Genomic DNA, 13,382 nt, shown 5'->3' on the forward strand with positions numbered 1-13,382 from the left:
AGCGGCTTTATTACTGTAAGTGGCCACAGTGGTCGATGTCGTTGAATATTCGCATGTAGAACGTTTCCACAGCTACTTTAGATTAAAACATAGGCCTCTTTAACAGCGAACTGCTGTTGTCGACAATAGTGAACGAGCTAGCTTTAGAACGTTTTGACTGATACATAGACTTGTCTGCCGCTGTTAATAATTCATGTACATTCGACCCATGCTCAGGATAGAGTGCAATACCAATGCTAGCTCCGACGCATAACTCTTTACCTTTAAAATGAATTACTTTTTCTATTTCTTGGATATAGCGTAGTGCACATGCAGACAGAGACGTACCTGTTGTGTGTGAACGATGAATAATAATAAATTCATCTCCACCAAAGCGGCCTACCATGTCTGATTCGTCGATAATACTTGATAATCTACTAGCTACAGATTTTAACACTACATCACCTGCCTCATGGCCATGGCTATCGTTAATATCCTTAAATAAATTTAAATCTATAAAAAACAAACTAAAACTATTCTCACTGCCTCTGAAATTACGCGTAAGCTGGATCAAATGTTTTTCTATTGCTCGACGATTGTAGATATTAGTTAAGGAGTCGTGCTCAGACAAAAATACCAAACTTTCTTTTTGACGATTTAGAACTGAAGTTTGATTCTCTACTTCTTCTTTAAGTTTTGATTTTGATATTGTTGTGTGGTTTAACAATGCCGCCATTTTATTGAAGTAACAAGACAGATTTTCAAATTCCGTGAATTGATTTTCTGAAGGGATTTTATAGTCAAAATTTGACCTGCTTAATTGTTTTATTCCATTTATAAACCTTTGAAAGCTTCTCTTGAACTTTATTTTTATATAAAAGCATAATAGCATAACAACCAGAGAGATAAAAATAATACCTGCTTGAGTGTAATAATTTAAATTTTGTAGTTTTGTAGACTTATTATTAAGTATTTTTTTATAAATATATATTATTTCATTATTCATATCCTGGGATACAATGTTTATTCTGGATTGTATGACAGGATTTGATTTATTATAATTTACGACTGAATCATAATGGCGATCTTTGTCTAGTAAATGATTATTTTCGTATTGAACTAAAAAATACAGTTCGAGATTCATTTTTTTTAGGTCTTTAGTAAGGTATAAAACATCTTCATTTTGAGATAATAATTCGTTTAATTTGTTATGAGAAATCATGAATTGTGTGAAATTGTTTTTTCCCCTATTTTGAGTGTAAGCCCAAAGATAACTACTTAATGACTCTAATGATATTTGTATGTCCATTATTTGGTTTAATTGTTTCTTGGCTTTATAATCTTCTATTTTTATGAAGCTTATGTATACTATAACGCTGATACATAGTATTACGCTTAGACTGAATAGTGATGCTAAATAGTGGTTTAACGAACGATGCATTTTAATCTAGACCATCAAAATATGAATTGATATAGTTTTCTTTAAATATTTTTCTGTAATTTGGAATCTGTCCTTCTACATAGTTTTGTTTTAATGCCCAATTAGCTTCTGATTGTAATGTAAATAATAAAGAATTCGTTAAATTTAATCGAAAGTTATAATCATCCCAACTCCAAGATATTTCTTCAACTGTTGTGTTAAGTTTTTGTGATAGTATTTTCATTGTTAAATGAGGGTTTTTATCCATCCAGTTAATTGAGTGATGAAGTGACTTTATTATTTTCATTACTTCTTGATCTGATTTTTCAATGTGTATTTCTTTTGATACAAGCAAAAAGTAAAGTTTATACACGCCAATAATTCCTATGTTCTTTACTTCTTCATTTATTCTATTCTTGGCCATAAATCCGTATGGCTCCCAAGTAGATATTGCATCGACGTTTCCTTGCATTAAATGATTTATAATAACCTGCGTTGTTGATGATATTTTTTCTACTTTTTCTAAATCAATGTCATTTACCTGTAGCAACAAGTCTAAGTAATATTCGCTAGCGCTCTTTTTTATTACACCAACCTTTTTTCCTGGTAATTTATCTATACTTTCTATGCCAGACCGCTTTTTAGTTAGCAGCTTAATATCATTCGTAGAAGATGCAAAAGAAGTGATTAATGCTAAATCTTTGTATTCAAAGCTTTTAAACATCAGTACGCTTTCAGAAAAAGTGGCGTAATTAACATGGTTTTCTAGAAGTAGGTTTGAACATTCGACCCCTCCAAAGCACATGATAAGTTCGACGTTTAAATCGTTTTCTTCAAACGCACCTATGTGCTCTGCAATGATAAAAGGGGCTGACAGAGGCGTCTTAGATATACCGATTGTTGTAGGTTTGTGGATAGCATTTGATACCGTTGTTAACTTTAAATAAGCAACTACTAATGCAGAAAGAACTAAAATTATGATAGCTGTAGAAATCTGTTTTGTATCCATCAAAAACAACTCCCTTCATAATAGTAGTAATTAATCTATCAGTTAAATGAGTGTAGTTGCTTATTGGGTTGATGCTAGGAGAGGAGGGGATTTATTTGTATCGTGCCAAATTTATGAGTACCTAGGGGTAATTTCGGTAACTGGCTTAGATATAAAGAATTTATCTTTAGTTAGTTCAAGTTGTAGCAAATGACTGATTTCATAACATGATGATTTATGGTGAGATATCAACTTTTTAAGTTGAAAAATTGTACTCCATTTTTGCCATTTTTCTTTATCTCATACATTGCGTGATCGGCTTTTTGATACACTTCATTAAACGGTTGCTTTCCTTTGTTAAAGAGACAAACACCGATACTCATTCCTATCGTTACTTTATGTAAGTCTTGATTTATCGCTGGAATGATTGAATCTAAGAGTTGATTGCAAAGTTGGGATATTTCCTCTCGACTTGAATGCCAGTTTAAGATAACAAATTCATCGCCTCCTATGCGTCCAACTTGAGACTTGCTTGACGCAAGCTCTGTTAAGCTATTGGCGATATTGATGAGGAGGGTGTCGCCAGTATGATGGCCTAGCTGGTCGTTAACTGCTTTAAAATTATCTATATCAACAAACACTAAAGCAGACTGCTGAGACGGTTCGGTTTGAGGTTGATGATTAAAGTTTTCCTCAATTGCTTTTCTATTTAACAATCCAGTCAATGGATCACTCGAAGCCAACTTGGCCAGTTGCTGCTCATAACGCTTTTCTTTTGTAATATCGATATGAGTACCCATCATCCGTAGTGGTTCGCCATCAGAACCATACTCGACGATGCGCCCTCGATCGTAGACCCAACTATCACTGCCGTCTTTATGAATCATGCGATGAACTACCTCATAAAGGTCGGTTTTGCCAGCTAGGTGATCTTCAAATGCACCCACCGCAAGATCATAATCTTCAGGGTGGAGATTGTTTTTCCACGTTTCAACCGTCGCGGTTAACTCATGGGGCTGATAACCTAGCATTTTTCCCCACTGCATATTGAATATCGTCAAAGTACCTGAAGGAATATGCTGCTCCCACAAACACAGTCCATTACTGTCGAGTGCAGCATTCAACTTTTCTTGTAGTCGCGCATTCTTCCGCTTCAGCTCTTCATTTTCTTTTTCTAAGCAGGCAATTCGAGTTAGATATTCTTCCATTTTGCGCATAATTTACGTCGTTTTCGGAGCGACAATATACGAAAAATACTTTGCAATTTCTATGATTGAGCTTGGAGATATAAATATTGAATATGCGGTAAATAATAAAGAATCGGTGATGTTACTTAAGAGCAGTAAAGTAAATGCTTGGAAAACAAAGAAGGAAATAGGGGGTAAGCGAGGGGCTCTCCTGGTGCAAAGTCTTAAATGGAGGCCTTTGCACCGGGACTACTGAGGGTTAGCGGTTTAGTGCACCACAACGCTCAGGTTGGTATGTGATATCGACAATTTCAATTGTCTTCACTTGATTATTTGGCATTGGCCAGTCAAGTTTTTGGCCGACAGACAAACCGATCAGTGCGCTGCCTACGGGTGCAAAAATAGAGATATCATCACTGCTTTTCAGTTCAGAAGGGTAAACCAGTGTCTTTGTCATGGTTCTATCTTCACCTGAAAATTTAAACTCTACAGTCGAGTTCATCGTGACCACGTTATCTGGCATTTGTTCTGGCTCAAGAACTGTTGCTCGGTCGAGCTCTGCTTCTAATTCCACAAGCTCCGCTGCGATGTTTGGCATTTTATCCAACAAAGCCGTGATTCGGTTCATATCTAAGCTTGAGATGTAGATAGAATTGTTTTCTGACATTTTATGACTCCCAAATAAAAGGCCGCCTCACAAAAATGGGACGGCACTCTATATGTCAATTACGGTATCAATCATATGGACGCTATTCCATATGAACTAAACCTGATTTTAGTCTTTATAGTGCGACTTAGCTAGTAAAAAATTTTTGTTGTGAAGCTTGATTTTTCTAAATCTTTCAATCACTTCAGATATTGTTCTCTGATCACCTTGAAACGGTGAAGTCAAGTGAGTGCGTCGTTTAGAAGCAAAGCAGGATTTATCGTAGGTGTGCTCGGTTTCGATGGTCAGCCTAACTTCATAAAAGCAAAACGGTATAGTCCGTTGCTAGCATGGCTTCGGTTATCTCAGTTTGTTAAAACTACCAATATCCGTTAATAAATTACTTTTTATTTCGCAATAGTCAGATAAATACGTTCATCTACCCCTTTAGGGTAGTTTGAAATTGTAATTGATTTACATCATGTATTAATTTTCTTTCACAATTAACAATGAGCTCAGTGATAAGAACCTAACCCTTAGGAATTATAATGAGCAAGTTGAAGCTAGTAGTCATCGGTAACGGTATGGTAGGGCACCGTTATATTGAAGACTTAGTCGAGAAAGCTGATATGTCTAATATAGACATTACGGTTTTCTGTGAAGAACCTCGTGTCGCATACGACCGTGTGCACCTTTCCTCTTACTTTTCTCACCATACTGCAGATGAACTTTCTTTAGTAAAAGAAGGCTTCTACGAGAAACACGGTATTAACATGCTGATCGGCGAACGCGCGATTAACATCAACCGTGAAAACCGCATTGTTTACTCAAGCACTGGTCGCGAAGTTCAATACGACAAGCTGATTCTTGCTACTGGCTCATTCCCATTTGTTCCACCTATCAAAGGTCACGAAAGCAAAGACTGTTTTGTTTACCGTACTATCGAAGATCTTAAAGCGATCGAAGCGTGTGCGAAGAAGAGCAAATCAGGCGTTGTTGTCGGTGGTGGTCTGCTAGGTCTTGAAGCTGCGGGCGCATTGAAAGCACTAGGTGTAGAAACACACGTTGTTGAGTTCGCACCAAAGCTAATGGCTGAGCAACTTGACCTTGCTGGTGGTAACCAACTTCGTCAAAAGATCGAGCGTATGGGTGTGAACGTTCACACCAGCAAAAACACGCTTGAGATTGCGGCAGAAGGCACAAACGCACGCAACGTTATGCGTTTTGCTGACGGTTCAGAGCTAGAAACAGACTTCATCGTATTCTCTGCAGGTATTCGTCCACAAGACAAACTAGCACGCCAAATGGAGCTAGAAGTGGCACCTCGTGGCGGCGTTGCTATCAACGACCATTGTCAGACTTCTGATGAGAACATCTACGCGATTGGTGAATGTGCGTCTTGGAACGAAATGTTCTACGGCCTTGTTGCTCCTGGCTACAAGATGGCGACAGTTGCTGTTGATCACCTACTAGGTAACACAGAAAGCAAATTCGAAGGCGCTGACATGTCTGCGAAGCTGAAGCTTTTGGGCGTGAAAGTAGGCTCTATCGGTGACGCAAACGGCCGTACTGAAGGCTGTAAGAGTTACGTTTACCAAAACGAAGAGCAAGAAGTTTACAAACGTCTTATCGTTTCTGAAGACAACAAGAAACTGCTTGGCGCGGTTATGGTTGGTGACACCTCTGACTACGGCGATCTGCTTCAACTTATGTTGAACGAAATCGACCTACCAGAGCACCCAGATGCGTTGATCCTTCCTGCACACGCAGGCGCTGAGAAACCAGCACTAGGTGCAGACGCTCTACCAGAAAGCGCAGTGATTTGTTCATGTTTCGACGTGACAAAAGGCAAGATCGCACAAGCGGTTGCTGATGGTCACCACACATTGGGCGACATCAAAGCAGTGACTGGCGCAGGTACAGGCTGTGGTGGTTGTATTCCTCTAGTGACGTCTGTTCTAAATGCTGAGCTTGCTAAATCGGGTATCGAAGTGAAGAACGACGTGTGTGAGCACTTTGCATACTCACGCCAAGAGTTGTTCCACCTAATCCGCATTGAAGAGATCAAAACGTTTGATGAGCTTCTAGAGAAATACGGCAAAGGTTACGGCTGTGAAGTTTGTAAACCACTGGCTGGTTCTATCTTGGCTTCTTGCTGGGGTGAGCACATTCTTAAGCCACAACTGGTTAAGCTGCACGACACGAACGATAACTTCCTAGGTAACATCCAAAAAGACGGAACTTACTCTGTTATCCCACGTATGGCGGGTGGTGAAGTAACACCTCAAGCACTGGGTGCGCTAGCGAACGTTGCTGCGGAATACAACCTATACACCAAAGTAACCGGCGCTCAACGTATTGGTCTGTTTGGTGCTCAAAAAGACGATCTTCCAGAGATCTGGCGCAAGCTTATCGATGCTGGCTTCGAAACAGGTCAAGCGTACGCAAAAGCACTTCGTATGGCGAAAACATGTGTGGGCTCTACTTGGTGTCGTTACGGTGTTCAAGACTCTGTTGGTCTAGGTTCTTACATCGAGAACCGTTACAAAGGCATTCGTACACCTCATAAGATGAAGTTCGGTGTTTCTGGCTGTACTCGTGAGTGTGCGGAAGCACAAGGTAAAGACCTTGGCATCATCGCGACTGACGCAGGTTGGAACATGTACGTATGTGGTAACGGCGGTATGAAACCTCGTCACGCAGACCTACTTGCAAGTGACCTAGATAAAGAAACGCTGATTAAGTACATCGACCGCTTCATGATGTTCTACATCCGTACTGCTGCGCCACTACAACGCACATCAGTTTGGATGGAAAACATGGAAGGTGGCGTTGACTACCTACGCGAAGTGATTGTTAACGACAAGCTTGGCATCAACGCTCAACTAGAAGCTGACGTAGCGAAGCTTGTAGACGAGTACGAGTGTGAGTGGACTGCGACCATCAACGACGAATCACAACTGACTCGTTTCGCGCACTTCATCAACTCTGACAAGCGCGATGACAACGTTGTGTTTGTACAAGAGCGTGAACAGCACCGCCCAGCAACCTTCACGGAAAAACACCCTGAAGCGAAAGGCGATATCCTACACGTAGCGATCACTGAAGCATAAGGGAAGGTTGATTATGTCATTTGAAAAGATTTGCCAAATCAGCGACATCGTACCGGGCACGGGTGTTTGTGCACTGGTTGATGGTCAGCAAGTTGCGGTATTTCGCCCAACACAAGCAGAAGAAGTGCTGGCGATCAGCAACACTGACCCGTTCTTCCAATCAAACGTGCTTTCTCGCGGTTTGATTTGTGAGCACCAAGGCGAGCTTTGGGTGGCAAGCCCACTTAAGAAGCAGCGCTTTAACCTGACAACAGGTGCGTGCATGGAAGACGAGCGTTTTAGCGTGAAAGCGTACAAAACCCGCGTAACAAACGGCGAAGTAGAAATCTCTGCGTAAGCTTGGTTTTCATTCCCTCCTCTTAGGGGAGGGAATGAACTGAAACCTAGATTTAATAGACAAAGGCTTTCCAAGCATCAACTCAGGGGAACAGGGAAGCGAGGTGTTGTAGACAGCGTTCAGGTGTCAACGGGAAGCCTTTCTCTATTAAATCTTTAACTTTTTAACTTTCAATTTTGGATAAGGACACATTCATGTCTACTGATTTTAAGCCTGCAGAATTCGTGCAAACCATGATCAATGTTGGTGAAGCGAAAACCAATACAAGCACGCGAGATCTTCTGCTTCGCGGTACGATGGCTGGCGTTATTCTTTCGCTTGCTGTGGTGGTTGCTATTACCGCGATTGTACAAACGGGTATCGGTCTTGTAGGAGCACTTGTTTTCCCCGTTGGTTTCGTAATTCTAAGTGTGATGGGGTATGACCTAGTAACCGGTGTTTTTGGTCTAGCGCCTCTGGCTAAGTTTGCTAACCGTCCGGGCATCACTTGGGGTCGTATCTTCCGTTGTTGGGGGCTTGTAGGCTTGGGTAACCTTATCGGTTCTCTGATCGTTGCTTACCTAGTGGCTATCTCTCTAACAGGTAACTTCTCTCTAGAACTGAATGCAGTAGCGAAGAAATTTGTCGCTGTTTCTACCGCGCGTAGCCTTGGTTTTGAAAACATGGGTATGGACGGATGGATCACGTGTTTCGTACGCGGCATCTTCTGTAACCTAATGGTATGTCTAGGCGTTATCGGCAACATGACAGCACGTTCAGTATCTGGTCGCGTAGCAATGATGTGGTTCCCAATCTTCATCTTCTTCGCTCTAGTATTCGAGCACACAGTAGTAAACATGTTCCTATTCCCACTAGGTATGATTCTAGGTGCGGATTTTGGTATCGCGACTTGGTTGAACTTCAACCTTATCCCAACCATCCTAGGTAACATTGTTGGTGGTCTAGTAATGACTTGTATTCCACTGTACCTAACTCACGCTAAAACTGCGCCTTCTATCAATGCTGAAGAAGAAGTAAAAGCGCAACCTGCAATGGCTAAATAACCATTAACGGGTAATTCGCTTAATATGGTCCCGCTTCTGGATGGGCGGGACTATTCTCTAACTAGATTTCAATTTTTAACTTTCACTTTCGCGACATATTTTATTGATTTAGCTATAAAAAGTAATAACTCCTTAGAGTGGTTTTAGCCCTAAGTGCATAACGCGAGTGTTACTCTTTATATCTAAATTTTTCGATAGGCGTTGATATGACTACTGCTCACTCATCTTTAAACAGCGGCTTTGTTTCTCTTGTTGGTGCAGGTCCAGGTGATCCTGATTTGCTCACAGTAAAAGGCTTAAAAGCCATTCAAGCGGCTGAAGTTGTGGTGTACGACCGATTAGTGTCGAAAGACATTCTTGAATTGGCTCACGCATCAGCAGAGATGATTTACGTAGGAAAAAAATTGGACTTTCACTGTGTGCCTCAAGATCAAATTAACCAAATCTTGATGCAGAAAGCGCAAGAGGGTAAACGCGTTGTGCGCCTAAAAGGTGGGGACTCATTTATCTTTGGCCGTGGTGGTGAAGAGCTAGAAGAGCTAGCCGAATTTGGCATCAAATACGAAGTGGTTCCGGGTATTACGGCGGCGGCGGGCGCGACGGCTTATGCTGGTATTCCATTAACACACCGCGACCATGCACAAAGCGTTCAATTTATCACAGGTCATGTACAAAAAGATGGTCGTGAGATTGAATGGCATTCACTAGCGCAATCCAACAACACACTTGTGTTCTATATGGGTTTGAAGCAAAGCGGCCATATTATGGATAAGCTGATCACTCATGGGTTAGATCCTGAGATGTCATGCGCCATTATTGAAAACGGTACGCGCCCAGAGCAGCGCGTGTTCCAAGGAAAGTTGAACGAGCTATCGATCATGGCAGAGCAAGCCGTGAGCCCAGCATTGATTGTGGTTGGCAGCGTGACTCAACTTCACAACAAGTTGGATTGGTTCGCAAAGTAATACTGCTCAGAAGTGACTATATTTTACAGGGGCTTTGTTGCCTCTGCATTTCTTGCTTACGCATAGGCATTTGATCAATGAGGTTGTTGATAAACGGCCAGTCTGTTTCTGCGCCCCAGCGGTGCTTTTCTAGACCATCTTTACCAAGCAAAATAGCGGTATGAGAACCTTTTTCGACCTCATAAAGACGAGCTAGCATTTTTAAGTCGAACTCTTCTTTAAGCCAAGCAGGAAAGGTATAACCTTGTTCTGTAATGACAAGTGTGACGACATCTCTGTCTTCCAACTCACACTCATTCATAAGTGTTTCTAGCAAGAATTGTTTGACGTATTCATCATTTTCCGGCGCAAAGTAGAGCACACTTCTATGTGGCCAGTATTTGGAGTGCGCTGGATAACCAAATGCTGTCGATGACAAGATACAAGAAAGTAGTATCACTAGTAACTTTCCGCCCATGACAGTTCCCCTAGAAACCCAAATAACTTTTTATACGTTAAGTTTAGTGGAATTGGCTCATTGTGCTTTTTCCAAAACTGGCATAGGGTAGGCAGCAAATAAATTGAGCGTAGAAATAGATGAGTTCGGAAAGCAAACAAAAAATCGCCATTTTGGTTGATGTACAGAATGTGTATTACACCTGTCGCGAAGCGTATCGAAGCAACTTTGATTACAACCAGTTTTGGTATGTTGCCACACAAGGGAAAGAGGTGGTATGTGCTCGTGCTTATGCTATTGCGAGTAACGACCCTAAGCAGCGTCAGTTCCACCATATTCTTCGTGGTGTTGGATTTGAGGTGATGCTTAAACCCTACATCCAGCGTCGTGATGGCAGCTCGAAAGGCGATTGGGATGTGGGTATTACTCTCGATGCAATTGAAATTGCTCCCGAAGTTGAGGAAGTGATTCTAGTTTCGGGAGATGGAGACTTTAGTCTGCTAGTAGAGAGAATTCAGCAGCGCTTCAATAAAACGGTGACCGTTTATGGTGTACCTAAGCTAACATCCCAAACTCTGATTGATTGTGCCGACAATTTTGTCGCGATTGATGACGATTTCTTGCTGTAGTTAATAGTGCAATAAAGAAAGGCGAGTCACTCAGGCTGTACGAAACGTACAATGACTCGCCTCTAATTTATCCTTGATTTGGCTAGTTACGAAGGAATGATCATTTGCCCTAGCAAGTAACCCAAGCAACACGCACCAATCACGCCGATTAAGCCCACAGACATGAATGAGTGGTTGAAGTACCACTTACCAATCTTAGTTGTGCCCGAGGTATCGAAGTTCACAGTCGCGATATCTGAAGGGTAGTTTGGAATAAAGAAGTAGCCGTATACCGCAGGCATCAAGCCGATAAGCAGCGCAGGTTCCAAACCTAAGCCGAGACCAACAGGCAGCATCATGCGAGCCGTTGCAGCTTGAGAGTTCACCACAACCGACACAATGAATAACGCAAGCGCGAATGTCCAAGGATAGTTGGTTACCATCTCTACGATGCCAGATTTAAATTGAGGCATAGCGTACTGGAAGTAGGTATCTGACATCCATGCAATACCGAAGATAGCAATCGCCGCCACCATACCAGATTTAAATACCACCCCATTTGGTACGTCACGCGGGTCAGTTTTGGTCGCAAGCAAAATGATACCGCCGAAGCAGAGCATCATCATTTGAATCACAACTGCCATGCTGATTGGCTTCGAGCCATCTACGATGGTACGAATGTCTGGCCACATCGCGATAACGACGATAACCAAGATAGAAGCAATGAACAGCAATACAGAGTTACGAGCACTTGTTGGTAGTACTTCATCAAGAGACGTCGCAGTTGTGTTGAGGATCTTTTCGCGCCACACAGGATCTTTCAAACGCTCTTGGTATTCTTCATCGTCGTCTAGCTCTTTACCACGCTTTAGGCTGTAAAGTGACATCAACAACGTACCGAATAAGGTTGCAGGTACAGTAACGAGCAGAATTGAGAGCAGAGTGATCTCGTGTTGAATATCAGAGAGTTGCGCCAAGTAGTAAACTACGGCCGCTGAAATTGGTGATGCCGTGATTGCGATTTGAGACGCGACAGAAGCGGCAGCCATAGGACGCTCTGGACGAATGCCGTTTTTCAATGCAACGTCGCCAATGATTGGCATAATGGAGTAAACCGCGTGACCTGTACCGAGCAAGAAAGTCATAAAGTAAGTCACAAAAGGAGCAATAAGGGTGACGCGTTTTGGGTTCTTACGAAGCACACGCTCGGCAACTTGCAGCATGTATTTCAAACCGCCAGCGGCTTCAAGAATGGAAGCACATGTTACCACCGCTAAAATGATCAACATGACGGTGACAGGAGGAGAGGTTGGCGGCATCTTAAAGATGAAGACTTCAATCACCAAGCCAATTCCGGATACGACCCCAAGGCCTATACCACCATAACGTGAGCCGATATACAGCATCACGAGCAAAAATAGAAACTCAAGATACAGCATGTGGATTTCCTTATTCAAAACAGAGGGCTACATAGCCAAATTACCTCTTTGTATTGTCTCGATATTCAGAAAGAAAATACTTCATGTTGTTCACAATCCGCTGGATAAGAAACAGCAATATTCAATTATTGGCAATAACTCACGCTACACAGGGGAACTGTTAACACAGTTTTATCAGGGTGTTTTTATGCTGTGTATTTTTGCGATCATGTGAGCGTTAAATGCGAAGAGGTTTAAGAGTTTGTTGCTATTCATCGCATACGTAACCAGACCTTACAGTTTCACAGAACGCGGAAATACAGTCATAACTAACCCTAAAGGTGCTTCTTTGTTATGAAAACGCAAAGGATAATAGTTTGCATTGCGATTGGTGCTTGGGTATAAAGGTGTCAGAATGACTACACCAACAATAAGCCATCATGTCTGAGCAATTTTTCCCGCAACTGTTTCAAACTTCGAGTGAGATTACACCTTATCTACACGGTGATATCGGCGAGATAGGGCAAGAAGCTATCCATATCGAGAATGATATCAACCCGATCATCCAAGGCCTTTACCAGCAAATCTCGGAGGCTCATCCGGAAGCGGGAAAAGCATATTGGTTGACAAGAACGTGGGATTTACTTTGTTGGCAGCCAGTTTATGTCGCATTCATCTCTATTTACGGTTACCACACGTTGCCAAACATTCGCGAGATAGCGCAGCACCTCAAACCTTGTTTTGTTTCTGGGTACCGATTCGCCGACGAAGCGCATATACATGGCGAGCCAGAAGCGTTGATAAAAGAGGCGGGGCGTCAAATCCGAGAACTGTTCGACTTCTATCAACAAGAGATGAGTCAATGGACACGCATTCGTCCTGGCTTCACCCATCAATTGATGTCGGACGGAATCATGGCTTGTTTAATTCGTCTCCAACAGCGCTTTCCGCAAATGACTAACTCGACACTTCAGGAGCATGCGGTCTTGTGGCTAAGCGCAATGGGTTTGGATGTTGATAATAGCCGCTCACTTCATGAGACGGAATCTGATCAGCCGCTAAAGTTAGTAAGAAAAAGTTGTTGTTTAGTCTATAAGTGTGAAGGCAGAAAGCTTTGTGCAGATTGTCTTCGTTTAGAGGAAAATCGACAGCTTATGAGCAAGAAGGTTCTTAATTAACATTTATTTAACTTGTGTAACAGTGCTCGATTTGAGAGTGAGAATAAGTATCATTGCATGCTCT

12 protein-coding genes are annotated in these 13,382 nt (G+C 42.0%); 6 read left to right on the forward strand and 6 right to left on the reverse strand.

Going from position 1 to position 13,382, the window contains the following annotated elements:
- Nucleotides 1-82: 82 nt before the first annotated feature.
- The 4 genes from R7P36_RS17360 to rnk form a co-directional block, all read right to left on the reverse strand.
- Complete coding sequence (locus tag R7P36_RS17360) at nucleotides 83-1,123, reverse strand: diguanylate cyclase domain-containing protein (RefSeq protein ID WP_250155008.1); 1,041 nt, start codon at nucleotides 1,121-1,123, stop codon at nucleotides 83-85.
- A gap of 298 nt (nucleotides 1,124-1,421) precedes the next feature.
- Nucleotides 1,422-2,408 carry an ABC transporter substrate-binding protein gene (locus tag R7P36_RS17365; protein WP_065275336.1) on the reverse strand — a complete coding sequence of 329 codons (987 nt, stop codon included), beginning with the start codon at nucleotides 2,406-2,408 and terminating at the stop codon, nucleotides 1,422-1,424.
- Between the two features lie 227 nt (nucleotides 2,409-2,635).
- Nucleotides 2,636-3,595, reverse strand: coding sequence for a GGDEF domain-containing protein (locus tag R7P36_RS17370; protein ID WP_025767735.1), 960 nt, complete (start codon nucleotides 3,593-3,595; stop codon nucleotides 2,636-2,638).
- Between the two features lie 238 nt (nucleotides 3,596-3,833).
- Nucleotides 3,834-4,241, reverse strand: coding sequence for a nucleoside diphosphate kinase regulator (gene rnk / locus R7P36_RS17375; RefSeq protein ID WP_005390213.1), 408 nt, complete (start codon nucleotides 4,239-4,241; stop codon nucleotides 3,834-3,836).
- A 527-nt stretch (nucleotides 4,242-4,768) separates the two neighbouring features.
- On the opposite strand from rnk, the gene nirB reads away from it, so the two are divergent.
- From nirB to cobA, 4 genes are all read left to right on the forward strand, one after another.
- Nucleotides 4,769-7,333: a nitrite reductase large subunit NirB gene (gene nirB, locus R7P36_RS17380; protein ID WP_017634652.1), complete on the forward strand. Its 2,565-nt coding sequence runs from the start codon at nucleotides 4,769-4,771 to the stop codon at nucleotides 7,331-7,333.
- Between the two features lie 13 nt (nucleotides 7,334-7,346).
- Complete coding sequence (gene nirD, locus R7P36_RS17385) at nucleotides 7,347-7,670, forward strand: nitrite reductase small subunit NirD (protein WP_005387969.1); 324 nt, start codon at nucleotides 7,347-7,349, stop codon at nucleotides 7,668-7,670.
- Nucleotides 7,671-7,864: 194 nt separating this feature from the next.
- A complete protein-coding gene (locus R7P36_RS17390; protein ID WP_005387971.1) occupies nucleotides 7,865-8,713 on the forward strand; it encodes a formate/nitrite transporter family protein in 849 nt (282 codons plus the stop codon).
- A gap of 206 nt (nucleotides 8,714-8,919) precedes the next feature.
- Entirely contained in the window at nucleotides 8,920-9,678 is a 759-nt protein-coding gene (gene cobA, locus R7P36_RS17395) for a uroporphyrinogen-III C-methyltransferase (RefSeq protein ID WP_213899884.1), read from the forward strand.
- 16 nt (nucleotides 9,679-9,694) lie between these two features.
- On the opposite strand, the gene R7P36_RS17400 is transcribed toward cobA, so the two are convergent.
- Entirely contained in the window at nucleotides 9,695-10,135 is a 441-nt protein-coding gene (locus R7P36_RS17400; RefSeq protein ID WP_005376058.1) for a DUF4174 domain-containing protein, read from the reverse strand.
- Nucleotides 10,136-10,254: 119 nt separating this feature from the next.
- Between R7P36_RS17400 and R7P36_RS17405 the strand changes: the two genes are divergently transcribed.
- Nucleotides 10,255-10,743, forward strand: coding sequence for an NYN domain-containing protein (locus tag R7P36_RS17405; protein WP_017634650.1), 489 nt, complete (start codon nucleotides 10,255-10,257; stop codon nucleotides 10,741-10,743).
- Between the two features lie 86 nt (nucleotides 10,744-10,829).
- Here the strand turns inward: R7P36_RS17405 and R7P36_RS17410 are convergent, their stop codons facing one another.
- Nucleotides 10,830-12,161 carry an anaerobic C4-dicarboxylate transporter gene (locus R7P36_RS17410; RefSeq protein WP_005376060.1) on the reverse strand — a complete coding sequence of 444 codons (1,332 nt, stop codon included), beginning with the start codon at nucleotides 12,159-12,161 and terminating at the stop codon, nucleotides 10,830-10,832.
- Nucleotides 12,162-12,580: 419 nt separating this feature from the next.
- On the opposite strand from R7P36_RS17410, the gene R7P36_RS17415 reads away from it, so the two are divergent.
- On the forward strand, nucleotides 12,581-13,318 hold the full coding sequence (locus R7P36_RS17415) for a siderophore ferric iron reductase (protein WP_318122237.1): 738 nt from the start codon (nucleotides 12,581-12,583) through the stop codon (nucleotides 13,316-13,318).
- Nucleotides 13,319-13,382 lie beyond the last annotated feature (64 nt).

Source organism: Vibrio sp. 397 (genome assembly GCF_033339395.1).
Classification (GTDB): domain Bacteria; phylum Pseudomonadota; class Gammaproteobacteria; order Enterobacterales; family Vibrionaceae; genus Vibrio; species Vibrio alginolyticus.

What these genes read in the sequence shown, in the direction of transcription:
- R7P36_RS17360 (WP_250155008.1), bottom strand. Translation starts at nt 1,123, where the DNA reads ATGAATCTCGAACTGTATTTTTTAGTTCAATACGAAAATAATCATTTA.
- R7P36_RS17365 (WP_065275336.1), bottom strand. Translation starts at nt 2,408, where the DNA reads ATGGATACAAAACAGATTTCTACAGCTATCATAATTTTAGTTCTTTCT.
- R7P36_RS17370 (WP_025767735.1), bottom strand. Translation starts at nt 3,595, where the DNA reads ATGGAAGAATATCTAACTCGAATTGCCTGCTTAGAAAAAGAAAATGAA.
- rnk (WP_005390213.1), bottom strand. Translation starts at nt 4,241, where the DNA reads ATGTCAGAAAACAATTCTATCTACATCTCAAGCTTAGATATGAACCGA.
- nirB (WP_017634652.1), top strand. Translation starts at nt 4,769, where the DNA reads ATGAGCAAGTTGAAGCTAGTAGTCATCGGTAACGGTATGGTAGGGCAC.
- nirD (WP_005387969.1), top strand. Translation starts at nt 7,347, where the DNA reads ATGTCATTTGAAAAGATTTGCCAAATCAGCGACATCGTACCGGGCACG.
- R7P36_RS17390 (WP_005387971.1), top strand. Translation starts at nt 7,865, where the DNA reads ATGTCTACTGATTTTAAGCCTGCAGAATTCGTGCAAACCATGATCAAT.
- cobA (WP_213899884.1), top strand. Translation starts at nt 8,920, where the DNA reads ATGACTACTGCTCACTCATCTTTAAACAGCGGCTTTGTTTCTCTTGTT.
- R7P36_RS17400 (WP_005376058.1), bottom strand. Translation starts at nt 10,135, where the DNA reads ATGGGCGGAAAGTTACTAGTGATACTACTTTCTTGTATCTTGTCATCG.
- R7P36_RS17405 (WP_017634650.1), top strand. Translation starts at nt 10,255, where the DNA reads ATGAGTTCGGAAAGCAAACAAAAAATCGCCATTTTGGTTGATGTACAG.
- R7P36_RS17410 (WP_005376060.1), bottom strand. Translation starts at nt 12,161, where the DNA reads ATGCTGTATCTTGAGTTTCTATTTTTGCTCGTGATGCTGTATATCGGC.
- R7P36_RS17415 (WP_318122237.1), top strand. Translation starts at nt 12,581, where the DNA reads ATGTCTGAGCAATTTTTCCCGCAACTGTTTCAAACTTCGAGTGAGATT.